The organism is Pontibacter aydingkolensis, from assembly GCF_019443125.1.
Lineage (GTDB): Bacteria > Bacteroidota > Bacteroidia > Cytophagales > Hymenobacteraceae > Pontibacter > Pontibacter aydingkolensis.
In genome coordinates, this window is record NZ_JAHYXK010000007.1 from 177763 (window position 1) to 201502 (window position 23740).

The 23740-nt window shown below is 44.9% G+C and carries 16 protein-coding genes; 3 read left to right on the forward strand and 13 right to left on the reverse strand.

The genetic code is table 11. From position 1 onward, the window contains the following. On the reverse strand, window positions 1-1495 hold a 1495-nt coding region (locus K0O23_RS10700), incomplete at its 3' end, for an immunoglobulin domain-containing protein (protein WP_449579755.1). 619 nt (window positions 1496-2114) lie between these two features. After that, entirely contained in the window at window positions 2115-2516 is a 402-nt protein-coding gene (locus K0O23_RS20485; RefSeq protein WP_219877465.1) for a hypothetical protein, read from the reverse strand. Window positions 2517-2603: 87 nt separating this feature from the next. Here K0O23_RS20485 and K0O23_RS10710 point away from each other — a divergent pair, with 87 nt between their 5' ends. Next, window positions 2604-2798 carry a hypothetical protein gene (locus K0O23_RS10710; protein WP_219877411.1) on the forward strand — a complete coding sequence of 65 codons (195 nt, stop codon included), beginning with the start codon at window positions 2604-2606 and terminating at the stop codon, window positions 2796-2798. Between the two features lie 163 nt (window positions 2799-2961). Here K0O23_RS10710 and K0O23_RS10715 read toward each other — a convergent pair whose 3' ends face one another. The 7 genes from K0O23_RS10715 to bioB all read right to left on the reverse strand — a co-directional run bounded on the left by K0O23_RS10715 (window position 2962) and on the right by bioB (window position 14778). Further along, window positions 2962-3630: a hypothetical protein gene (locus K0O23_RS10715; protein WP_219877412.1), complete on the reverse strand. Its 669-nt coding sequence runs from the start codon at window positions 3628-3630 to the stop codon at window positions 2962-2964. A gap of 501 nt (window positions 3631-4131) precedes the next feature. Continuing rightward, on the reverse strand, window positions 4132-8478 hold the full coding sequence (locus K0O23_RS10720; protein WP_219877413.1) for a T9SS type A sorting domain-containing protein: 4347 nt from the start codon (window positions 8476-8478) through the stop codon (window positions 4132-4134). A 322-nt stretch (window positions 8479-8800) separates the two neighbouring features. After that, complete coding sequence (locus K0O23_RS10725; protein ID WP_219877414.1) at window positions 8801-10006, reverse strand: beta-ketoacyl synthase N-terminal-like domain-containing protein; 1206 nt, start codon at window positions 10004-10006, stop codon at window positions 8801-8803. Between the two features lie 8 nt (window positions 10007-10014). Next, the gene (bioA, locus tag K0O23_RS10730) at window positions 10015-11295 is read right to left on the reverse strand and encodes an adenosylmethionine--8-amino-7-oxononanoate transaminase (protein ID WP_219877415.1); all 1281 of its coding nucleotides are present in this window, start codon (window positions 11293-11295) and stop codon (window positions 10015-10017) included. A 548-nt stretch (window positions 11296-11843) separates the two neighbouring features. Further along, on the reverse strand, window positions 11844-12458 hold the full coding sequence (gene bioD / locus K0O23_RS10735) for a dethiobiotin synthase (RefSeq protein WP_219877416.1): 615 nt from the start codon (window positions 12456-12458) through the stop codon (window positions 11844-11846). After that, complete coding sequence (locus tag K0O23_RS10740; RefSeq protein ID WP_219877417.1) at window positions 12455-13594, reverse strand: aminotransferase class I/II-fold pyridoxal phosphate-dependent enzyme; 1140 nt, start codon at window positions 13592-13594, stop codon at window positions 12455-12457. The genes bioD and K0O23_RS10740 overlap by 4 nt, the downstream gene beginning before the upstream one ends. 182 nt (window positions 13595-13776) lie before the next feature. Then, window positions 13777-14778 carry a biotin synthase BioB gene (gene bioB / locus K0O23_RS10745; protein ID WP_246597041.1) on the reverse strand — a complete coding sequence of 334 codons (1002 nt, stop codon included), beginning with the start codon at window positions 14776-14778 and terminating at the stop codon, window positions 13777-13779. 343 nt (window positions 14779-15121) lie between these two features. Between bioB and K0O23_RS10750 the strand changes: the two genes are divergently transcribed. After that, window positions 15122-15883 (forward strand): multidrug transporter, encoded by a 762-nt coding sequence (locus K0O23_RS10750; protein ID WP_246597042.1) that lies wholly within the window; start codon window positions 15122-15124, stop codon window positions 15881-15883. A 232-nt stretch (window positions 15884-16115) separates the two neighbouring features. Here the strand turns inward: K0O23_RS10750 and K0O23_RS10755 are convergent, their stop codons facing one another. From K0O23_RS10755 to K0O23_RS10770, 4 genes are all read right to left on the reverse strand, one after another. Continuing rightward, complete coding sequence (locus tag K0O23_RS10755) at window positions 16116-16571, reverse strand: cupin domain-containing protein (RefSeq protein WP_219877418.1); 456 nt, start codon at window positions 16569-16571, stop codon at window positions 16116-16118. Between the two features lie 311 nt (window positions 16572-16882). Continuing rightward, the gene (locus K0O23_RS10760) at window positions 16883-18205 is read right to left on the reverse strand and encodes a toxin-antitoxin system YwqK family antitoxin (protein ID WP_219877419.1); all 1323 of its coding nucleotides are present in this window, start codon (window positions 18203-18205) and stop codon (window positions 16883-16885) included. A gap of 27 nt (window positions 18206-18232) precedes the next feature. Then, entirely contained in the window at window positions 18233-18766 is a 534-nt protein-coding gene (locus K0O23_RS10765; protein ID WP_219877420.1) for a HEAT repeat domain-containing protein, read from the reverse strand. Between the two features lie 288 nt (window positions 18767-19054). Next, complete coding sequence (locus K0O23_RS10770) at window positions 19055-20239, reverse strand: acetyl-CoA C-acyltransferase (protein ID WP_219877421.1); 1185 nt, start codon at window positions 20237-20239, stop codon at window positions 19055-19057. A gap of 591 nt (window positions 20240-20830) precedes the next feature. Between K0O23_RS10770 and K0O23_RS10775 the strand changes: the two genes are divergently transcribed. Next, window positions 20831-23719, forward strand: a complete 2889-nt coding sequence (locus K0O23_RS10775) for an alpha/beta hydrolase family protein (RefSeq protein WP_219877422.1) — start codon at window positions 20831-20833, stop codon at window positions 23717-23719. Window positions 23720-23740: the final 21 nt, after the last annotated feature.

Below are 23740 nucleotides of genomic sequence, written 5' to 3' on the forward strand. Positions count from 1 at the left end.
TAGTGTTGCCATTAGTCCCTGGCGTGGCAGATAAATTTACGGTACCTGGTCCGCAACGTGAACCGCCTGTAGTAGTTGGTGCAGCAGGTATAGGGTTAATGGTGGCAGTCACCGCAGTTCTTGGACCCTCGCAATTCTGTGCACTCATTGCAGAAACGTAGTACGTTGTGGTAGCACTTATGCTTGGTGTAGTGTACGTATCACTAGTTGCACCAGTGATGGCAGTACCGCCCGTAGCTACGGTGTACCACCTGTACGTTCCACCGGCTGGGGCGCCAGCAGCAGATAAGGTAACAGAACCTGGTCCGCAACGTGAACCGTTTGTAGTAGTTGGTGCAGCAGGTATAGGGTTAATGGTGGCAGTTACACGTGTTCTTTCGCTCTCACACCCTGTAGAAGCATCTACAGCAGATACCCAGAAATCTCTTGTGGCCTGAACATTTGTTGCTATAACTGAAGTTGATGAGCTTTCTAGAAGAATTGTTGTGCTAGTCTGCGTGTCATACCACCTGTATAATCCTCCAGTTGGAGCACCAGCAGCAGATAAATTTACATCTCCTGGTCCGCAACGTGAACCGTTTGTAGTAGTTGGTGCAGCAGGTATAGGGTTAATGGTGGCAGTTACACGTGTTCTTTCGCTCTCACACCCTGTAGAAGCATCTACAGCAGATACCCAGAAATCTCTTGTGGCCTGAACATTCCTTGCTATAACTGAAGTTGATGAGCCTTCTAGAAGAATTGTTGTGCTAGTCTGCGTGTCATACCACCTGTATAATCCTCCAGTTGGAGCACCAGCAGCAGATAAATTTACATCTCCTGGTCCGCAACGTGAACCGCCTGTAGTAGTTGGTGCAGCAGGTATAGGGTTAATGGTGGCAGTCACCGCAGTTCTTGTAGAGCCCTCGCAACCTGTGGTAGTACTGTAGCTTGAAACAAAGTTGGTTGTGGTGCTTGACAGTGAAGGAGTGGTGTATGAGGTGCCTTCATGAAAATGGCTACCCCCACTCGATGCATCATACCATCTGACAATATTACCATTAGTTCCTGGCGTGGCAGTTAAGGTAACGGTGCCTGTTCCGCAACGTGAACCGTTTGTAGCAGTTGGCGCAAGTACCTGATTAACAGTGGCAGTTACTGCCGTTCTTGAGCTTTCACAAGCTAGATCACTTACTGTAGAAACGTAATATGTTGTGGTTTGAGTTAAGCTTGGAGTAGTGTAGCTAGAGCCTGTTGCACCACTGATTGGTGTACCGCCAGTAGCTACGGTATACCATCTGTAAGATCCTCCGGCTGGGGCGCCAGCAGCAGTTAAGGTAACGGTGCCTGTCCCGCAACGCGAGGCGCCTGTGGCAGTTGGGGCAGCGGGTGTAGGATTGACAATTAATCTAGATTGATTGTCTGTAGTAACTATATAGTCTGTATAGTTACTACCACCACTATTATTATAACCTGCTGCGTAAATATAATTGTTAAAGCTATCAGTTATGTTACTCACAGGTAAACTTGATACTACAACATTTCCTGGAGGTTTAGTATCTTGTACAATAAATACCCAAGTTTGCCCGTTATCGGTGCTTCTAAACCAAGCATAGTTTTTATAAGATTGAGGTATTGTTGCAGTAAGAGTAACAGATCCTCCAGAGCATACAGTAACATTTTTCTGTGCAACAGCTGCTTCAGGTGACAACAATGTAACACTTGCTAATAGCCCTAAAGTAAGAAAAAGACCTTTTCTGCAAGTGTATAACCTAGTATTTTCTTTAAATAATAGGGCATGCAATTTCAAAATATACATGCATATTAATGCTATGCTATTTATCAAAGAAGCAGTAGAACTTTCTTTCATTTAGGCTAAAATGAATTTATAACTAAAGCATTCACCCTTTTATCTTGTGTTGTAGGCGAATCCAGATAATTAGATAATCAATTATGAAATCAAACTATTATATTAATTTAATAGTATAATTTTATATGTTATTATAAATAGAGGTGCAAATATGGTGATAAAAATTACATATAAGAAATTAATATTATTTCTTTGGCAAGAAGTAATTAGATGTACTAAATTAGTAAGTTAAGTATAATCTAAGAATAATAACATTTGAATTGTTGTGCTAAATTTGACTTAAAATTATTGAAGCGGCCTTTCCGCCAAATCCCGCCGTATTTATTAAAATTCGTTTGTACTTAATAAAAGGTTTAGGTATTGGGAGAGTTGTAGGATAGTAGAATGGTACAAATTGATTATTAAATATATGTAAACTAAACTGCAAACTTAAAGCACCGGAAGCGCCAAGTGTGTGACCAAACATCCATTTATTTGTTGTTATACATTGATCTTTTTCTGAGAATACAGTTTTAATTGCTTGCAGTTCAGCTCTGTCTCCTGCGCGGGTGCCTGGAGTGTGGGTAATTATTAAGTCGATGTAAGTGTTGCATAATAAATATTCTCCGATATAGCAAAGGTTGGGGTTGTCCAGGTATACGGAGATGGTCCGGTGGATGTAAAAAAGTATGTTCCAATTATATTGCCAGTAGCGTTATAAATAGTTATTCGCTGAGGACCAGCATAAGTGCTTGTACCCACAAAAGATCGGTTAGTATTGCCAGAGCCGCCTAAGCCTGTAATTACAGGTGGCGGTGTAGAAAGACAAACGCCAGAAATAACTGTAACTGGCGAAGATGCCGCAGATATACTCTTGCCAGTAGGAGTCACTGTTGCAGTAATCACATCATTGGCAGCTAACCCTGTTAAAGCCCAGGTACCTGTTGCACTCACAACTGTACAAGTAGGCTGACCGGTGCCTCCGCAAATTGCGACACCATTACGATAAACAATAACAACAGACCCTGCTGGCTCTGTAGAGGTTCCTGATATGGAAGTAGAGTTAGCCAGAATAGGGCTGCTAACAACAGGTGGCGTGGCGGCTATCAGGGCAAAGCCACTTGTTCTTATTTGATTTAATGAAGTAGGGGGGACAAACCCATAAGTGCAGCCCAGGCGCGTTGCTTGCTGTAGTCATACGCCTGAAAGTTAACTCCTCCTACATCTGAAACCGTTCCCGTTATACCACTTTGTGCACTTGTGATGGTAACGCCAGGCAAAGCAGAAAGTGGAACATAAAAGTCATAAAAATAATCTGCGTTGCCACCGTTTGTAGTTGCGGCTACTGCTTTTTGCGAGTACTGATCTACTGATCCGCTAAATATCTTAGGGCCAACGTTGGGATTGTTGCGGTGATCAAATACTGCCACATCAAAGTTTGACTCCAGTATGACTTCAAACTCAAAGCCTGGGTTTGGGGTAGTAGCAGGGTTGCCGCCTGCTACCAGGTTTCCGAACTGCCCATCAGATTCTATCATGACACTGTACCCCTTCGAAGCTGTTGATGCTCCACCCAGTCTAAAGCGAAACATAATATTGATTTCATCAAAGTATGCCTGAACGGGAGAAGGAGGAGCTAAATCAGTATGCCCTCCGGTACTGCCAGTATTAAGATCTCCTAAAGGCTCAGTTACTAAAGTGGGTAATGGGCGATAAGGAATCTCACTTGCAGCAGGACCAAGATCGTTGGTGCCTGTAAAGCCTGAAGTGGATAAAGATACATATCCGTTGGCGTTAGGATCCAAGACCTTTTGGCCACCACTTATAGCTGGCTTATATATAAATCCTGGGGTTTGCGCTTAAGATACTGAAGTTAAGAACAGAAATAGAACAAAAATTAATAATGAAGTGAATGCGTAAGCGTAAAAGTTTTTATTCATTGTTATTTACTTTATGTTACTGTACATGCTTTTATTGCTAAAGCTTCATACACTAACTCTACGTTTGCACCAGTATGTGTGACAATACACATAGAAGTATAACTGTTTCGAAAGGCATAAGCCTTCAGATAAAAATGTAATATTGCTTGTAAGATAAAGGGAGGTTTTAACAAGCAATTAGACTTAAAGAAGTAAAGGTAACCTGATTGTACTGATTTACTGCTTTGCAGTTGTACAAATTTGATAAAAATGCAATACTTTGTTTTTAAAGTATAATACTGCAGACTGTCGATTTATTGACATATAGCCTGAAAGCACGAGGGCCAACTATACAGCTGGCCCTCGTGCTTTTAAGTTTCTGTATTTTTACTTTTTAAATATCTTTAATGATATGTTGGAAGATCCTCCCGAGATTTTGACTATATAAAAGCCTCTGGAAAGGTTAAAAGGAGGCACTATTTTTATGTCATTGCTACCTTCTGCCAGCAGAACCTTTAGCATATGTACTTGCCTACCACTTGAATCCAGCATCACTATCTCTGCATGTTCCGTTTGCTTTGCTGTGTACAGCACCGAAAAACGATCTAAAAATGGATTAGGATAAGCATAAAGCTTGATAACTTCAGGCTCAGCTACAGTTACTGCAACTATTTTACTATAAGTATACTTGCCGTCAAAGTCAGTCTGTTTTAAGCGATAGTATATAGTGCCGCCTGTTACCTGCGCATCTGTAAAAGTATAATGTGTAGTATGATTAGTGGAGCCTTTTCCTTTTACAGTACCGGCTAAATCGAAGTCTCTGCCATTTATGCTACTTTCAACATCAAAGCGGTCATTTTCTTCTTCTGATGCAGTTACCCATTTCAGGTTTACCTTGTTGTTTGCATATATCGCGGTAAAGGAGGTCAGTTCTACAGCAAAAGGCAAGGGAGTAGGAGATCCCTCTGTAGCATACATCCTGATGCCAACCACAGAATTAGTTATGATACCCCTGGCATCGGTTGTGCGCACAGTAAATACATAGTTTCCTGCTACCAGCGCCGATACGTCTGTAATCCTTATTTCTCCGCTCGATGTGTTTAGCGTTGAGCCTGCCGGAAGTATGCCAGAGACCAAAGCAGCACTAAGTACACCGCCATCTTCATCTGATACAGTGGCCAATACCTCACCATTTACATATTCATTTACAAACTTAGTAGACTTAACACTGTATATTGCAGGGCAGTTTATGGTTATGGTTACTGTGCTGGAGTTACTGAAAGAGGTACCACAGCTAGATGTAACGGTCCAGGTGAATTGATAGGCACCAGAAATCAATCCTGTAATAAGAGAATTTGGATTGGATGGGTTAACAATGGTAGCGCCGGAAGGGCCGCTAGTCTGCGTCCAGGTGCCGGTGCCCGGTTCCGGGTCGCTGCCTTGTAAGGTGTAGCTGGTGCCGCATACTGTTGCGTTAGCACCGGCTGATACAGTTGCAGGGTTGCCGGTTGTCGCCTCTACGGTTGGTTCAGTCACCAGATAAGAGCTGCATCCATTGCCTGTAACAAGAATTCTGTAGTTATAAACACCCGCTGTGTTCAAAGCACCAGTAGCAAGTGTAACTGTGCCGCCATTGCTTCCTGGTACACTTGAGCCTACCTGCGAGTTAGTAGCCTTGTTAATTAAACTGTACGTGTATTCGGCCTGGCCTGTAAAACTAAAGCTTGCAGACCCGCCTACGCATACTTTGGAGGCACTTTGCGTTACCTGCTGCGTTACCGTTGGGCCTGTAATTATTATACTTACATACTTTGAGTTTATATTCTCTGTACCGCACTGCGTCGATACACTCTTGATGTAAACACTATAGTCTGCTGTGGAGTGTACCGTAATAGCCGGGAATGAAATATTGCCGGCAACGGTAGGTTCGATAGCAGTGCCTATAAAAGTACTGGTTGTAATGTTGTACAATTGGTAAGAGTAGCCTGTAGCCGCATTAGTAACACTGATGGTTGTGCTAAGGCCCGGGCATCCGGAAGTTGTGGTGGCAGCAATATCATAAGTGTTAGGCACCTGCGGGTAAACCCCCACAGTAACAGCCGATCCTACATGAGGTTCGCAGTTTACGCTGCCTACCTTGGTTGCCGTTACCTGCAGCACGGTAGGGTCTATTGTTAAGGGGCATGAAACAAGGGTGATGGGTTTGCCTGTGCCTAATACTGAGCTTCCGGTACGGGTATATACGCCATCTTTGAAGATGTACATGTTGTAGATTATGCCGTTTTCAGAATCCGAGAGATTTAACGATACCGTGCTGTCGTAACATGCTTTTGTTGGCGATACAATAGATGAAGTAACCGTAAAGTCTGAGGCAGGAGCCTGGCACTGCACATTTACCACTGGGGAAGGCGCACTTTCACAGGAAGATGCTGTTTTTACAGTAACATACAAGTCGGCACCGGAGAAAAACTCTAATGGCGAGATATTAGTGAAAGACCAAGTGCCGTTGGTTGCTGTGGTAGTGCCATAAGGAGAACCCGCAATGTACAACGTGATGATTTTATCAGTGCCTGAAGGTGCTGTACCAGACAAAGAGGTGGTTCCTTCTATGACCGGAGTAGAGGTAATAGCCAGACCTGCATTAGACTCGGGGGAACGCAGTGTTACAGTGGCAGAGCGCGCACTCGGGGTTTTGCCAGTTGCTGTGGCAATGGCATAAAATGATATGCCGTTTGCTATAGTAACATTCACAGTCCAGGAGCCGCCTATACTTACAGTGGCCGGGTTGCCTATGGTTGCATTGTTAGCAGCATTGTATAACTGAACAGTGGTGCCTGCCGGCTCTTTACATGCCCCGGAAACACTTGTTATGCTGCCTGTGGTGCAATAAGTACCCGATATGGTTGGTGTAGAAGTAACAGCAGTAACGGTTAAGAAATTTGACCTGTTGGAGGCGATATCCCCGCAATTGTAGTTACCATTTTTAACACCCGATTTAATTGAACGGGCTGTCAATACATCACCTGTTGCTAAAGATAATCCGGTTACGTTTATTTGCCAAGTAGCTGTTCCAGCTACGGTGTAGATAGTACGCTCCCCGTTTTTGTAAATATAGATGGCGTCTCCTGTAGGGTTCACAGTACCTGATATAATCTTGATGTCTTTATTTACAGATGGGCTGGTACTGGTTGTGTTGTCGTTATAGGTTACACTGGTTATAGTTACAACGGCATCATTAAAGGATCCATTTCCATTACCATTATAGCAAACCTCATTTGACTTAAAAGATTCGCATGCTCCTGTTGGCGTAGTGGTAACGGCCCACATTCCTTCTGGTAAAGCCACTGGAGATGCTATTGTACTTAAATCCCATGTATAAGGCGCGCTGGTACCTGTTGCGTTAACTGTATAGGAAATAGTTGAAACAGTAGATCCATTCTGATATAATTTTATTACTTGTGAACCAGGATAAGACGTGGTTCCCCGCAAAGACTTAGTACCTCCTGTACTGATGCCTGTTATAACTGGAGGAACGGTGGCTGTACAGAATGAGGCTAAGGGTATAACATCTACAGCAACCGATGCAACAGAAGCAGGCTTGCCTGCAGCCGTAACCGTAGCCGTAATTTGTACGCCGCCGGTAAGTGTGCCAAATGGTATGCCGCTTAAGGTCCAGGTGCCAGACGAGCTAACTGTAGGGCAGGCAAGTGTGCCGCCGCAGATCAACACACCGTTTTGGTATAATCTTATTACCGAGCCGGCCGCCTCTGTAGAGGTACCGCTTATACTTGTGCTGGAGGTAAAGATGGTGCTACTAATGACAGGCGGTTTCGCAAGTATGGTAGTAGACGTAAAACCTCCGTTCTGGAGTTCGTTCAGGGTAACGCTCGGGAAACTGTTGATCACATCTGACCAGGCATTTCTGGCTTCTCCGCCGTAAGTGCCACTAAAATTTACACCGCCAACATCCGATACTGTACCCGAAATACCGCTTTGGGCACTTGTTATGGTAATGCCTGTCATGCGCAGCTTTGTATCAGCTGTAATACCGTTTGCAAATGCTGTTAAGGGAATGTAGAAATCATAGAAGTAGTCATCGTCTCCGGTGGCCTTCGATGCTGCTATTGATTTCTGGAAATACTGGTCTATAGAGCCGGTCCATATCTTAGAGCCGCCATTTGGTCTGTTTCTGTGGTCGTACAGGCTGACATCAAAGTTGGAGGCAAGCACCACTTCAAACTCGAAGCCTGGGTTGGGGGTATTAGACGGAGAACTGGCTGATATAAGGTTGCCGAATCTGTTGTCAGAATCGATCATAACGCTGTACCCTTTAGAGGCCGTGGACTGCTTGCCCAACCTGATACGGAACATCAGGTTTTTACCGTCAAAGTAAGCCGCAATCGGTGAGCCTGTGGCACCAGCAGACTGAGAAGGCACAAGGTCAGTATGGCCACCGCCGGTACCAGTTACTAAGTCTCCAACAACCTCTGATGCCATCGCCGGAAAAGGGTGATAGGGAACTTCACTGTAAGTACTTCGCTCATCGTTGGTCCCCGTAAAGCCAGTTGATGTCTTAGACACATAGCCATCACCATTAGGATCCAAAATTTTATTTCCGCCGTTTGCAGCAGGCTTAAAGATCAAACCCGGAGTTTGAGCAATAGCTTCATTAGCGATATAATCAGTTATCAGTGTAATTAATATATAGTACGATAACCTGAAAATGTATTTCATTTATTTGACAACAAATAAGTAGAATAGAGGTTTGGCAGGTGAGATTTGTAGGTAACAGGGAATTTTTATGACTTCATTTGGCTGGCGCTGCTAGAATAAGTGGTTAAAGTTTAATTAGTTGCACGCAAATCTAATATATAATTTTTAAGATGCTGTTACTGTTTAATAATAAAAAAAGCAGGAGAAGTAATGTTTTTAAGAGGTTGGTATAACTATTTTTAGTTGTTTCTGCATAACAACAGATGTAGTATTTAAACAGGAAATTTGTGTTGTTTAACCTGATAACTAACTAAAACAGTAGTATTTTGGCAGAAACTAAACTTTAGGATGTGATTTCAATGATCAGGCTGGCTGCATTACCTCCAAATCCGGCTGCATTAACTAATATTCTGCCGTTAGTATTTTTTGAAGGGGAATTTTTTGAAAAATTGTAGGGGATTTGCGGTTTTTTATTTGAATCCAGCAAAAACATGCCAAACTGTAAACTTAAAGCACCAGACGCGCCTAAAGTATGGCCAAGTATCCATTTATTTGTAGTTACTGTAGGTCCAGCGCCTGCAAAAACAGTCTTTATTGCTTCTAGCTCAGCTTTGTCGCCGGCCTTTGTACCGGGTGTATGTGTGATAATAAGGTCAATATCCGGATTATTTTGGGGAAGTTGCGAAATGGCATGGCGCATGGCCTTCTGAAAGTTGATACCCTCTGCCGAAATCCCGGTTTTACTGCTGATCTTTTCAAAACCTAAACCTACGGCCTCTACTATGATGTCCCCTTTTTTAAGGTTTGTTTCATCGGTTAATTCCAGGGCAAAAGCAGCAGATCCCTCGCCAAGTACAAAGGTATTTTGTTTACCTGTATAAGGCTGACATGGGTAAGCATCGCCTGCAAGCTTAGAGTAGATGCCGATTGCCTTCATTTGGGCAATTGTAAAAGGTGTAAGAGGGGCCTCTGTGCCACCTGCCAAAAAGCGCTTTGCCATACCAGCCTTCAGCCATGCAACACCATTTGCAATAGCCATAAGGGCAGTGCTGCAGGTAATGGAGTGGCTTATCTGGGCACCACCGGCATTTACAGCGTGCGCAACCCAACTAGATAAGTTGCCAAGCGTTGTAGTAGGAGAGGTGCCCGGCATTGTGCTGCCGTTTATACTTTGTTGATATGAATCGTAATGCTGCTCGAACAAACCAGTGGCTCCCCGGGATGAGCCTATATTTACAGCCATGTCGTCAGAAGCATACCCATCATTTAACCAGCCAGCCTCTGCAACTGCCTGCTTTGCTGCATAAATGGCCATTAAAACAGACCTGTCGAGGTGCCTGTAGCTGGGGTTAGACGCAGCAAGCGTTTGTAAGGCTGCTTCAGCGCTGGCAGGCAGAGCCGCTACAGGTGTTGGCTCTCCGTTGTGAAATATGGTGGTAAAAGCAGGTACTCCTAAAGTATAAGCCCTATTAACAGACGCAACATCGTGCCCAAGCGGGGAGATTACGCCTGTGCCCCTGATCACGATATATTGTTTTACCTCTGCCAAAGTATAAATTATTGTGCCTCCTCAACTAACCCGTGCATGCCAAGTATGGTTTGGTATACTTGCTGCAGTTGCTCGTTAGTAATGCAATATGGTGGAATGATGTAAATAATATTACCTAACGGACGAAGTAAAACGCCCTGCTGCAGCGCAAAATTGTAGAGTGTATCGCGCAGGTTGCTAAAATATGAAGTGCCGCCAGCCTCAAACTCAACGGCAAGTATAGTGCCTTGCTGGCGTGTCTCCTTTACATACTGCAGTTGCTTAACCTTTTCTGCAAACTGTGTATGCTGCTCTACAATGCGGTTTATACTTTGTTGAGTTTCTTCTTTTAACAATAAATCCAGACTTGCCAGGCCGGCAGCACAAGCAATCGGGTTGCCGGTATAGCTGTGCCCGTGGAAGAATGTTTTACTCTTGTCGTGGTGCAGAAAGGCTTCGTACATTTGGTTGCTGCAGGTGGTAAGGCCCAATGCCATGGTGCCACCAGTTAAGCCTTTGGAGAAGCACATTATATCAGGCTGATGCTGCAGGTAATGGCTGGCAAAGGTGCGGCCTGTGCGGCCAAAGCCTGTCATTACCTCATCGGCTATCGTAAGGATGTTATACTTCTGGCAGATGCCCATAAGCCTGTCCAGTACTTCCGGTGTGTACATTACCATACCGGCTGTGCCTAAAACCAATGGCTCAAAAATAAAGGCTGCTGCACCTCCGGCTATGGCAATCGCTTCTAACTGCTTTATACTTTCTTCTTCCTCTCCCGGAACTGGAACGTCTATAAACTTTACATCAAACAAGTATGACCAGAAAGGCGCAGTAAAGGTGCTACGACTGCTAACAGCCATGGCTCCGAAAGTATCGCCGTGGTAACTGTCGCGGAGTGCGATGATCTTACGCTTTGGCTCACCTACATTATTCCAGTACTGTATGGCCATTTTAATAGCTACCTCTACCGCAGTAGAGCCGTTATCAGAGTAAAAGGCGCGTTTCTGGTTTTGAGGCAGGATTTGTATTAGTCGTTCTGCCAGTTCAACGGCAGCCGGATGCGTGAAGCCGGCAAAGATCACATGCTCCAGTGTGTTCAGTTGTTCTGCTACTCTCTGCGCAATATGTGGATGAGCGTGACCATGCAGGTTCACCCACCACGACGCGACGGCATCTATATAGGTAGTACCGTCTTCTGCGAATAATAAGGCCCCCTCACCACGAACAATAGGGATAGGCAGGGCAGCAGTTTTCATCTGCGTATAAGGGTGCCAGATTACGTTGTGGTCGCGTTGTGCTAAATCCATGACTAGGATTTTTAAGATTAAAAGATGTTAGGATTTATACCTGAGTTTAGTTTGCTTAGGTAGCTTTTTTCTAGTGTATTCAGCCATACTTTTAAAGTATAAATTTCGGTGCAAAGGTAAGGCTTTATACTTTACCAGGCATTGGTGTGGAGTAGAAGATAAAAAGACGATGTAGTGACTATACTTTGTAGATTGATTCGCAGTACCGGTGCCAACCACCCCTACCCCTCTCCCGAAACAAGTCCGGGATCTTCGACTTATCTAAAGCGGTGAGCCTGCTATTACTCAGGTTTCAGTGTAAGCGCTGTAGCTTTTGCTTAAACTCTCTTCACACAAGCTCCTTTCAGGATGACAAAATAATATAGTGGCTACTGTGGTGGCCGTTAAAGAGTTAGCAGAAATTATACTCTTGAGAGGGGCAGGGGTGTGTTAATCGTCTGCAGAATCAATCCTGCCTATCAATTAAATCCCCATTAACCCCAGTTCAGACCCTTAAAGTATAAATCAATTAGTAGAGTTGAGTCTATAAGCTATACTTTTATCTTATACTATAAATAACCTTTAAAATCAGCAGCGTATTCGGCAACAGTTTCTTTACAGAAATCAGCTTCCTGGCGGATGGATGGCAGGCGGCGCAGGCCGGTGTACTTGATGATGAAATCTTCAGAGCTCTGGTTTTCTTCGCCGTTAAAGATGATGCCAGCCACCGGAATCTTACGATAGCGTAATACCTCTGCCGTAAGTAAAGTATGGTTTATACTTCCAAGGTAGTTGCGCGATACCAGCACCACCTCCAAACCAAGCTGCTGCACCAGGTCCAGTACAAGGTAACGCTTGTTCAGAGGCACCATCAAACCTCCGGCGCCTTCCACAATCAGGTTGTTGCTTGTTTCCGGGAGCTTTAGCCCATGCACATCAATCTCGATGCCTTCGGCGGCGGCGGCTCGATGCGGAGAGGCAGCCATCTTAAGCCTGTAAGCTTCCGGGTGAAAGACAGATGCAGTGTTAGACACCAGACTCATAACAGTGTCTGTGTCTGTGAAATCCAGACCACCTGCCTGCACAGGTTTCCAGTAATCGGCTTGCAGGGCTTCGGTAAGTATGGCGGCTGCAACTGTTTTGCCTACATCTGTACCGATACCTGTTACAAAATAACGTTTCATGTTCCTTTGGCTATGGCCTGCACGAGGCCCTCAATTTCTTCTTCTGTATTATATGCGTGCACAATCACCCGTAAACGCTCCTGGCCTTGCGGCACAGTGGGGCTGAGTACGGGGCGTACATCAAAACCATTTTGTTGTAAGTAAAAGGCCAACTCTTTTAGCTTTTTTACATCGCCTTGCTCCAGGAATACAGAAAGTATAACACTCTCATCCGGGGCACAGCGTATGCCCTTTACTTTATTCAGCTGCTCCAACAGGCGGCTGGCCAACGCTTTTACATGCTGACGTTCTATTTCCAGCTCAGGCAACAATTTATAAGCGCATTGCAGCGTTATAAGTGCATGTGTCGGTAATCCTGTTGTATATATAAAGGCGCGACTAAAGTTTATTAAATAATCGCTCAGCACTTTAGGGCCTACCACAGCTGCTCCGTGGCTTCCCATCGCTTTGCCATAGGTAATTACCTGTGCAAATACTTTATCTTCTAAACCAAGCGCAACTGTTAAGCCTTCGCCTTTGGGTCCGTACAGTCCAACAGCGTGGGCTTCGTCTACTATCAGGGCTATACTTAGCTCTTCACACAGCTGCACAAGTTCCATCAAAGGTGCCTTGTCACCATCCATGGAGTAAACAGACTCTACCACCACGAATACTGAGCCCGTTGCATGGTTCAGCTTCCGCCTAAGGTCCTCCAGGTTGTTGTGCTTAAAGCTGTAGCTCTTCGCAAAACTAAGGCGCATGCCATCCTTGATAGAGGCATGTATGGCCTCATCGTAAAAAATGGTGTCGCCACGCTGGGGCAAGGCAGACAAAAGCCCGACGTTAGCTGCGTACCCAGAGTTAAACAGTAATGCTGTTTCGCCATGGTGGTACTGCGCTATCGTTGCTTCCAGTTCCTCAAATAAAGTATGGTTGCCAGATAAAAGTCGGGAGCCAGTTGCCCCCATTGGCATATATTTATACTTGTCCTCGTACTCATGGATAAGCGCCCGCAACTTTTCAGAGCGAGCAAGGCCGAGGTAATCATTAGAGCAAAAGTCTATGAGGCCGGCAGTTGTTTTAAGTTGGCGCAAGTTTCCATGCGCCTCCCGTTCCGCCAGCTTTTGCTGTAGCTTATGTGTCAGACTATTTGACAAAGAATTTAATGCTTTAAAAACTCTCAGCTGTTGTTCATCCCCCTACCCCTTCAAAGAGCGGCTTTTTTAGTAAGTGTAATAATTACGAACCTACATTAGTGAATGTCCCCCTTTGAAGGGGGTAGAGGGATGACTACTCCTACAAGTATAAATAGGAACTCTTTTGTCAAGTAGCTTAAATCTTAAGAGCAAACGTTTTGTGTCTCTTCTTTAAAAGATTTTCTTGGATTAAGGCCCAGCAGCTCGAACATGGCCTTGTCCTGATCGAAGTCAGGGTTTGGCGTGGTAAGCAGCTTTTCGCCAGTGAAAATAGAGTTGGCACCTGCCAGGAAGCACAGAGACTGCTCTGTTACACTCATACGCTCACGGCCAGCTGAGAGTCTTACCATTGTTTTCGGCATCAGGATACGGGCCGTAGCGATCATGCGCACCATTTCCCACACCGATACCAATGGCTGGTTCTGAAGCGGGGTGCCTTTTACCGGAACAAGCGCGTTTACCGGAACTGACTCCGGGTGCTGCACCAGCGTTGACAATGTATGAAGCATTTTTATTCTGTCTTCGTCAGTCTCGCCTAAGCCGATGATACCACCAGAGCAAACTGAGATACCTGCCTTGCGCACGTTCTCAATGGTGTCTAAACGGTCGTCGTAAGTTCGGGTGGTGATAATGTTGTTATAATTCTCTTCTGAAGTGTCCAGATTATGGTTATAGGCATACAGGCCAGCCTCTTTCAGCTTTTCTGCCTGATACTCGTTAACCATACCCAAGGTGCAGCATACTTCAAGGCCCATTTCGTTTACGCCTTTCACCATGTCCAGCACCTTGTCGAAGTCGCGGTTGTCGCGTACTTCGCGCCATGCGGCACCCATGCAAAAACGGGTAGAACCGCCATCCTTGGCACGTTGCGCAGCAGTTAATACCTGCTCCTGGCTTAGTAATTTGTGCACATCAACACCAGTATGGAAACGCGCTGCCTGCGGGCAATACGAACAATCCTCCGGGCAGCCGCCTGTTTTAACCGAAAGTAAGGTACATACCTGCACCTCGCCGGTAGCCTGATACTGTTTGTGCACATTGGCTGCCTCAACAATAAGCTCCAGTACGGGCTTGTAATAAATATCCTTTATCTCTTCCAGGGTCCAATCGGTACGAAGGCCTGTATTTTGTTCGTTTTGCATCATGGTACTCGTGTTTAGGGTTACGAAGGTAATTTGAAGAATTAGGAAATAAAAATCAAAAATAAGGGCAATTTAAGTGGATAATTACTTAAGTAATTCAGTTTATGACGGTTTTCTGTGGAAAATTGATTTGTTAATTTGTTAAGAAAAAATCTTTCCAGTATAAAATGGCCGTGATGGCAGGTATTAACTTCTGGTTAGATAGGCTTGCCTATGGTAAATTCTTGTATAACCCAGTAATGTTAAGCTGAAAATTAAATGATTCGGGTGCCTGCTTAACCTTTTACAAAAGGGAAGTGTATGTAATTTATACTTGTTTTGCTTTAACATAATCAATACTCGTGCAATGGATCATACTGCTACTATACCCAAGCCTACAGAAACTTCCAACGTCTTTAAAATATCAGCTACAGGGGTGGCAAAGCGCTTGTTATTAGTGGTGGGTTTGCTTTTCTGCCTGCATAGTACAGGTGTAGTGCTCGAAAGCATACTGGAGTATGAGTCTCGTGTTACCCGCATTATAGTAAGGTATTTCGATTTAAACGGAGAGGAGAATGTACCTGCTTTCTTCTCTTCGGTAATTTTACTTGCAGCAGCCTGTTTACTTTTACTTATATACAGGACAAGCAAATATACGGGTAGGCACAAGGGTAATGGCTATTGGCTGGCTTTAGCTGTTATTTTTGTTTTTATGGCTGTAGATGAAAGTGTGCAGATACACGAACACATAGCAGAGTTTGTAAGGCCACAATTAACGTCTGATCTAAACGGCTTGCTGCATTGGGCCTGGGTGGTGCCTTATACGCTTGTTGTAGCAGGGGTAGTAGCAGTCTTTTTCAGGTGGGTTTTATTATTGCCGGCAACTACACGCAACCTGTTCTTTCTGTCGGGGGGAATGTTTGTATTGGGGGCATTAGGGTTTGAGTTTATTGAAGGCTACCTGTTCAAACACTATGGGCTGGACCATATCTACAACAGGATAATGTATACTTTAGAAGAGTTACTGGAGATGACGGCAGTTATACTTTTTATTTATGCCTTGTTGCAGTACCTGGCTAAGTTGAAGCTGAGTGTCTCGCTTATTGAAGGAAAGGATGCGTCGGGTTAAAGTTGTTTGCTGGGGATGGATTTGGTTCTCATTTAAGGGATTGCACCTACATGCCGGCAGGGATTATTGGCACTGAACTTCCTGCGAAGAACCAAGCTTTAAATCTAGCACTTTTCTGTCCTGCGAAGCGCGAAACCTTGCTGGCTTGTAGGTGCTGTGTGCGTTCATGCTTCATGATAGATATAAAGGTTATTTATTATTCAGCATGTATGATATTTATCTCAACTATAGGTTACCTGTTTTCAGGAGGTTCTATAAACTCTACCCCATATTCTTTAGCCAAAGTCATTATTTTTTCATAATCAATTTCAACACTGTCTGGTTTTGGAGGCACGAGGGATGTTGCTGGTATGCTCATAGCACGAACAGCTTCTTCAAATCCTGCGGGAGAGCAAATGAGCAATACTCTTGCGTAACCTGAAGAGTCTACAGTGTAAGTATGTGGGATATTTTGAGGGGCTAACAAGTAATCTCCCTTTTTTGCTTTATAGGTGTTTTCACCAACCAAAATAGTCAACTCCCCATCAATGACATAAAATCCCTCATCTTCATTAAGATGAACATGCCATGGAGGACTGCCTTCTTTAGTTGCATAAAGTTCAATAAGACAATATTTACCATTCGTCTCTTTGCCAGTCGCATGAATTATGGCAAGTTCACCCAGCCAGATAAGTACTTCTTTTTTCATAAATTGAGATTTAAAGCTGTTTGCTCTTTCCTGTCAATATCAGTACAGGACATTCACAGCATGCAGCATAACTTTTAGCTAGGCGTAAACATTTGCTTTCTGGACTATGAGTGGAAGTACTCTCACTATTCCTTAGCTTCATTTTCGCACTTACATTTCTTTATACGTTTATTTTCATAAGCTTATTATTTAGAAGCAATAATAGGGATGAATATTTTACAGTTTTACAGCTTTTTATTTTTACTCTTACTATCCGTAAACAAAAAGAGCACCCATCTCTGAGTGCTCCTTCTATACTTTAAAGTATAAACTTATTTCGTTTTCTCTTCCAGTACCTGACCATTGCGGTAAACACGTGTTTTGATCACTTTACCCTCAGGGCTATGATGCTTCCAGGTACCGGTTTCGCGATTGTTTCTGAACTGGCCCAGCACTTCTGTTTTTCCGTCTTCAAAATACTGCTTGTAAGCACCAAAGCGAAGACCGTCTTTATGGTTGGTTTCCGACTTAAGCTTGCCAGATGGGTAGTACTCGAAGCTAAGTCCGATGATCTTGCCTTTCTCATACTTATACTTCTCTTTTACCTGACCGTTCTCGTGGTACACCAGTTTTTCGCCTTCACGCTTATCATCCTTGTAATTTTCGGAAACATGTAGGGGTTTGCCAGGCGCATCGTAATACTTTTTCCAGTTACCATGCTTTTTCTTGGCCTTGGTTTGCTCCTCCGCCTGCAGGTTGCCGGACGGGTAATAGGTGATCGTTTTTAGCTCTTCGCCGTTGCTGCTGCCAATTACTTCTTCTTTTAGCTTACCATCTTCATAAAAGTACTGGCCGGTACCGTTTACATTACCGTTTTTATAAGTAATGCTGCTGCGGGGCCTTCCGCTTTCGTAATATGATTTTGAGGGCCCGTGCATTTTACCAGCCAAAAAGCTACCTTCGGTGCTCAGCTGGCCGTTGCGGTAATAGCTTTTAAAGCTTCCGTTTTTCTGACCGGCCTGGTTCATTACTTCAGTTTGCAGTTGGCCGTTGTCGAAGTATGTTTTGTAAGAGCCCTCGATCATGCCGCTGCGGTAACTAGACTCTGTTTCAAGTTTACCGTTCGGGAAGTATGTTTTGGCCGGGCCATTCTGCTGGCTGTCCTTGTAGGCTATCTCCGACTTTAGTTTACCATCGGTATAATACTCACGCACCATACCTTCCGGAAAGCCTTTTACAAACTCTGTTTCCTTTTTAGTAGTGCCGTCGGGATTATAGGTTTTAAAAGTACCGGTTTGCTGGTCGTTTTCGTAAGAGCCTTCCTGCAGCAATTTGCCGTTGGGGTGGTAGGCTTTAAATGGACCCTGCATCACGCCCTGCACATAATTTACCTGCAGCTTAATTTGTCCGTTCGGGTAAAATTCGGTGTAAACGCTGTCTTTTTTGCCTTCCACAAACTTTACGGTAGCCTCTTTTTCGCCGCCTAGATAATAGCGGTTATAGTAGCCAACAATAACAGAGTCGGGCAGGAGCATCTGGTATACTTCCTTAACAGCACTCTGGTCCTGCGGGTGATACGTGATAACTTTCGTTTGTGCACTTGCCATACTTTGAACCAGGCAAAGCGCTACGACTATAGAAAGAAATCTATACATGTTGATGATGGTTTAGAAAGTAAAAACTTATACTTCCTGGTTAATAATCTGTTTTGACACAAGTTGCATAAACGGGTCCGGGTCTCTTAAGAAGCCTTTAGAGAACTCAACTGCCTTTGTATGGTTAACTTTGGCAAGACTTAGTAAGGCCCTTCTCACTATATACTTATCCTTATCGCGGTTTATCAGGCTGACAAGCAGTTTCTCCCGGTCTTCTACTTCCGTGCTGCCCAGCAACTCAGCCATTTGCCACCTGGCCTGCGGCTGATCTGAATGGATTGCCTTTCTTACAAATCTTAGCTTAGATTCCAGCTTGTTGTTTATACTTTGCAGCACTGTTCCGGATTCATTGTCTATGGCAAGCGCATAGACCAGCAACTGGGCCAGGTCGTGGTTAAACTCCTTGTTAAGAAGTGTTATCACTTCATTAGCAGCTTTGTAAAGGTTATCCCAGCCAGGGTATTCTATTTCCCACTCGCCTAATCCGCGTTCTTCGTTATAGGTTTCGGGAGTCATGCCGGCCCAATCCCAGAAATTAGCTAATTCAGTTTCTAGTGACATTCGTTCTTTCGTATTGCTAAACACTAAAAGTATAGAAAACAGTTTAATACTGACTTGTTGTGCTTTAATAAATGGCGCGAGCGTCTTTGCTCGTGACTAATTATTGCTGTCCCTCTGGGACAATTGAGTCAGAGACGCAACGCTCACCCTGCGTCATAAATCAGGAGATTTGCACCAGTGAATTTTATTTACGGATTCTAACTGAAGCAGATAAAAAAGAAGCCCTACGCATTAACGTAAGGCTTCCTGCAAATTATATGCCTTAAGGCAATTTATGTTTTGGGTAATTTATACTTTCTCGATTACAAGGGCAGATGCGCCACCACCACCGTTACAGATACCGGTTACACCAATCTTTCCGCCTTTTTTATCAAGCACGTTGCAAAGCGTGGTTACGATGCGTGCACCAGATGCTCCCAGCGGGTGACCAAGCGATACCGCACCGCCAAACACGTTCACGTTGCCGCCTTCCAGGCCAAGCTTCTGGTTGTTAGCAATAGATACCACAGAGAATGCTTCGTTGATCTCGTAGAAATCAACCTCCTCTGGTTTTACACCGGCATTTTTGAGCGCTTTAGGTATAGCAAGCGATGGCGTAGTCGTAAACCAGATCGGGTCCTGCTCAGCGTCGGCAAAGCCACGGATCTTGGCAATCGGCTTCACGCCAAGTTCTTCTGCCTTTTCTTTGCTCATTAATAACAAGGCAGCAGCACCATCGTTCAGGGTAGAGGCGTTGGCAGCAGTTACTGTACCAGCCTTGTCGAACACAGGGCGAAGGCCTGGTATCTTATCAAAACTTACTTTTTTATACTCTTCGTCCTCGGTAATCACAAGCGGGTCTTTGCCACGCTGCGGAATTTCAACCGGAACAATTTCATCTTTCATTAAACCGGCTTCAGCGGCTGCAGCAGATTTTTTGTACGAACTAATAGCATACTCGTCCTGCATTTCGCGCGTGATCTGCATTTCGCGGGCAGTGTTCTCAGCAGCGTTACCCATATGGAAGTCGTTATACACATCCCACAAGCCGTCTCTGATCAAACCGTCCGTCATTTGGCCGTGGCCCATCTTAGCGCCCCAGCGTGCTTTTTCAAGGTAATAAGGCACGTTGCTCATGCTCTCCATGCCGCCTGCCACTATCACATCTTTATGGCCCAGCATAATAGCCTGTGCCGCAAACATAATAGCTTTGGTGCCTGATGCGCATACTTTGTTTACCGTAGTACATTCTACATTGTAACCAAGGCCAGCCTTAATAGCAGCCTGGCGTGCAGGGGCCTGCCCAACGTTAGCAGACAACACGTTACCCATGATAACTTCCTGTACCAGCTCTTTGTCAACGCCGGCTTTTTCCAAAGCGCCTTTAATAGCAGCTGCACCCAGTTCTGTGGCGCTCAGGCTGGCCAATGCGCCGCCAAAGCTACCTATTGGCGTACGAACCGCCGAAATGATATATACTTCCTTTACTTGCATAGTATTGAATCAGGTTAATTTTCGTTGTGTGAAATTACCACGTTTAACGCTTAAAACCAAACGTTCGTTAGCTAAGTGTATATGGTGGTTAATTGTTGATTGCTGGATGGTTAAATTGTTGCTAAGTGCGTTTGTGCCTTTTATTGTACCATTTGTAGGGACAGGTCGCGACCTGTCCGCGCGATAAGCATATCAATGAAATAAATGTCAGTTCCCTGTCTATAACTGTCGGGCGCAAGTCTTCCGACACCCATACTTTATACTTCTGCGGATCTGCCAGTTATGGAGCTGGAGGGTGTAACGCTCTTTAGCAATCAAGACGTAATAGTATTACATCTCTACTACAGCGATCATCAATAAAACAACTTCCAATAACTAACAATTAACAACCAACAACATTAAACCAACAGCAGCTATAACAGTCTAAACCGGCGGCAGGCTTTATACTTAAGCAGAACCTTTTTGTATAAAACTGCCTTTTTAGAAGTATTGTTTTGCCTGATAATCAGACTTACCAGGGAATTACTATCTTTATTAATCAAAACACGCAACTAAACAACTAATCCATACTAATCACCAATTTCACCCGCAATGAGAAAATTTCTATTGTTGGCAGCTTTATGTGGTGCAGCCTTTAACCAGGCGCAGGCACAAACTGCAAAAAAACCGCTCACACACGATGTGTACGACAGCTGGAAAGGGGTAACAGGAGACAACATCTCCGATAACGGCCAATATGTGCTGTTTAACGTGAACCCACAGGAAGGCGACGGAGAGCTGATCATCCGGAACTACATTACAAACGCTACCAAACAGTACGATCGTGGTGGCAGAGGCGAGTTTACGAACGACAGCCGCTATGCCGTTTTCGAGATAAAGCCGGAGTACCAGAAAGTGCGCGAGCTTAAACTGAAGAAGAAAAAAGCCGACGACTTGCCAAAAGACTCCCTTGCTATTGTGAAGCTGGAGGATATGAGTGTGGTAAAAGTACCGCGCGTTAAATCTTACAAACTGCCAAAAGAAGGCAGCGGCTGGATAGCTTACCAGCTGGAGAAGCCACTACCGGAAAAGAAAGGTGCTGCCAAGCCTGCCACAGAGCCTAAAGCAGAAGGCGAGAAAAAAGAAGAAGAGAAGAAGCCTGCCGCCAAGCCATTGAAGCAGAATAAAAAGTATGCCGGTACAGAATTGATTCTGCGCAACCTGCAGTCTGGCCAGGAGCACCGTTTTACGCGCGTAATAGATTATACTTTCTCGGAGAAAGGCAACATGCTATACTTTGTGAAAGACGAACTTGACTCGCTGCATAAAGCCGGCGTGTACGCATTTAGCACCTCCGACCTTAAAACCATGCCAATAGATACAGGCAAGGTTACTTATAAAGGTATTACCCCAGACAAAGCAGGCGAGCAAATGGCATACGTGGCCACTATGGATACACTGAATGCTGAGATACGCTACTTTAGCCTGTACCACTGGAACAAGAAAGACAACAAAGCAGCCTTGCTGGCCGACACTGTTACTAAAGGAATGCCGAAGGCATGGATGGTAAGCGAATTTGGAAGGCTGAACTTCTCTGAAGATGGCAAGCGCCTGTTCTTTGGCACGTTCCCACGCCCGACCCGCTACGAAAAAGACACAACCAAGCTTGAGGAAGAAAAAGTAAGCCTGGATATCTGGACGTATCAGGATCCGCTTATTCAGCCGATGCAGCTTAAAAACAAAGATCGCGATCTGAAGCGCTCTTTCCTGGCCATGTACGACCTGAAAGGCAAGCGCATGCAACAGCTGGCAACCCTGGAAGTGCCCGATGTATACATGGATGCTTACGGACAAGGTGATGTGGCGCTAGGTGTAAGCGATGAGAAGTATAAAATTACCATCGGTTACGATACGCCAACACGCAAAGATGCTTACCTGATCGACCTGAAAAAAGGAACAAGAAAGCAGATACTAACCGAAACGCGCGGCTATCCTAGATTATCACCACAAGGTAACTACGTTTACTGGTACGAGCCAACTGATAGCAGCTGGCACGCCATGAGCAGCAAAGGCGGCGCTAACCTTAACCTGACCAAGCGCATTGGACTGCCGTTCTACGATGAGACTAACGATGTGCCGTCCTTGCCAGGAAGCTACGGTTTTGGTGCCTGGGTAGAGAAAGACAGCTACATGCTGGTTTACGACAAGCACGACATCTGGAAACTGGACCCAAGCGGCAAAAAAGCCCCTGTAAACCTAACTGACAAGTATGGCCGCCAGAACAACATGCGCCTGCGCTACGAGCAACTGGATAGAGAAGAGAAGTTTATCCCTGAGAATGCTGCCTTTTATGTAAGCGGATTTAACTATGCTACCAAAGCAGATTCATACTTCCGTGAGCACATCAGCAAGCAGGTAGCCCCTGAAAAGCTTATCGGCTCTGATCACGCTTACAGCGGATTGAGCAAAGCTAAAAATGCTGACCGTATTACATTCCGCAAAGGTTCTTTCAGAGAGTATAACGATATCTACTCAGCTGATGCCAGCTTCGCAAAAGTGGAGAAACTAAGCGAGGCGAACCCACAAATGAAAGATTACCTGTGGGGAGATGTAGAGCTGGTGAACTGGAAATCTACAGACGGTGTGCCTTTGGAAGGATTGCTGTTTAAGCCAGAGAACTTTGACCCTAAGAAAAAGTACCCGATGCTGGTATACTTCTATGAGCGTTCCTCTGATGGCCTACACTCGTATCGTACGCCTGCGCCAAGTGCTTCTACGATCAACATCTCTTACTATGTAAGTAATGGTTACCTGGTGTTTGTGCCGGATATTGTTTACATCGACGGTTACCCTGGCGAAAGCGCCATGGACTGCATTATACCGGGTGTGCAGAGTTTAGTGGCACAAGGATTTGTAGACGACAAGAACATGGCTTTGCAAGGCCAGAGCTGGGGCGGTTATCAGATTGCTTACATGATTACGCGTACAAACTTGTTTAAGGCTGCCATGGCCGGTGCTCCGGTTTCAAACATGACAAGTGCTTATGGCGGCATCCGTTGGGGCACAGGCATGAGCCGTCAGTTCCAGTATGAGCGCACGCAAAGCCGTATTGGCGGTACGCTGTGGGAGAAGCCGATGCAGTTTATAGAAAACTCGCCGCTTTTCTTTGCAGATCGTGTTAAAACGCCACTGCTGATCATGCACAACGACCAGGACGGTGCTGTGCCTTGGTACCAGGGTATTGAATACTTTATGGCCCTGCGCCGCTTAGACAAGCCTGTTTGGATGCTGGTGTACAACGGCGAAGACCATAACCTGGTGCAGCGCAAAAACCGCAAAGACCTTTCGGTACGCATGTCGCAGTTTTTCGACCATCACCTGAAAGGCGCGCCAATGCCGGTATGGATGAAGCAGGGTGTGCCATCCGTAGTTAAAGGTAAAGATTATGGTTTTGAACTGGTGGAGCCACAGCCGGAAGTTGCCGGAGAAGCGAAACAGTAATTTCTATTTACCTAAAAACAG

What these genes read in the sequence shown, in the direction of transcription:
- K0O23_RS10775 (WP_219877422.1), top strand. Translation starts at nt 20,831, where the DNA reads ATGAGAAAATTTCTATTGTTGGCAGCTTTATGTGGTGCAGCCTTTAAC.
- K0O23_RS10720 (WP_219877413.1), bottom strand. Translation starts at nt 8,478, where the DNA reads ATGAAATACATTTTCAGGTTATCGTACTATATATTAATTACACTGATA.
- bioB (WP_246597041.1), bottom strand. Translation starts at nt 14,778, where the DNA reads ATGATGCAAAACGAACAAAATACAGGCCTTCGTACCGATTGGACCCTG.
- K0O23_RS10770 (WP_219877421.1), bottom strand. Translation starts at nt 20,239, where the DNA reads ATGCAAGTAAAGGAAGTATATATCATTTCGGCGGTTCGTACGCCAATA.
- bioA (WP_219877415.1), bottom strand. Translation starts at nt 11,295, where the DNA reads ATGGATTTAGCACAACGCGACCACAACGTAATCTGGCACCCTTATACG.
- K0O23_RS10755 (WP_219877418.1), bottom strand. Translation starts at nt 16,571, where the DNA reads ATGAAAAAAGAAGTACTTATCTGGCTGGGTGAACTTGCCATAATTCAT.
- K0O23_RS10765 (WP_219877420.1), bottom strand. Translation starts at nt 18,766, where the DNA reads ATGTCACTAGAAACTGAATTAGCTAATTTCTGGGATTGGGCCGGCATG.
- K0O23_RS10750 (WP_246597042.1), top strand. Translation starts at nt 15,122, where the DNA reads ATGGATCATACTGCTACTATACCCAAGCCTACAGAAACTTCCAACGTC.
- bioD (WP_219877416.1), bottom strand. Translation starts at nt 12,458, where the DNA reads ATGAAACGTTATTTTGTAACAGGTATCGGTACAGATGTAGGCAAAACA.
- K0O23_RS10760 (WP_219877419.1), bottom strand. Translation starts at nt 18,205, where the DNA reads ATGTATAGATTTCTTTCTATAGTCGTAGCGCTTTGCCTGGTTCAAAGT.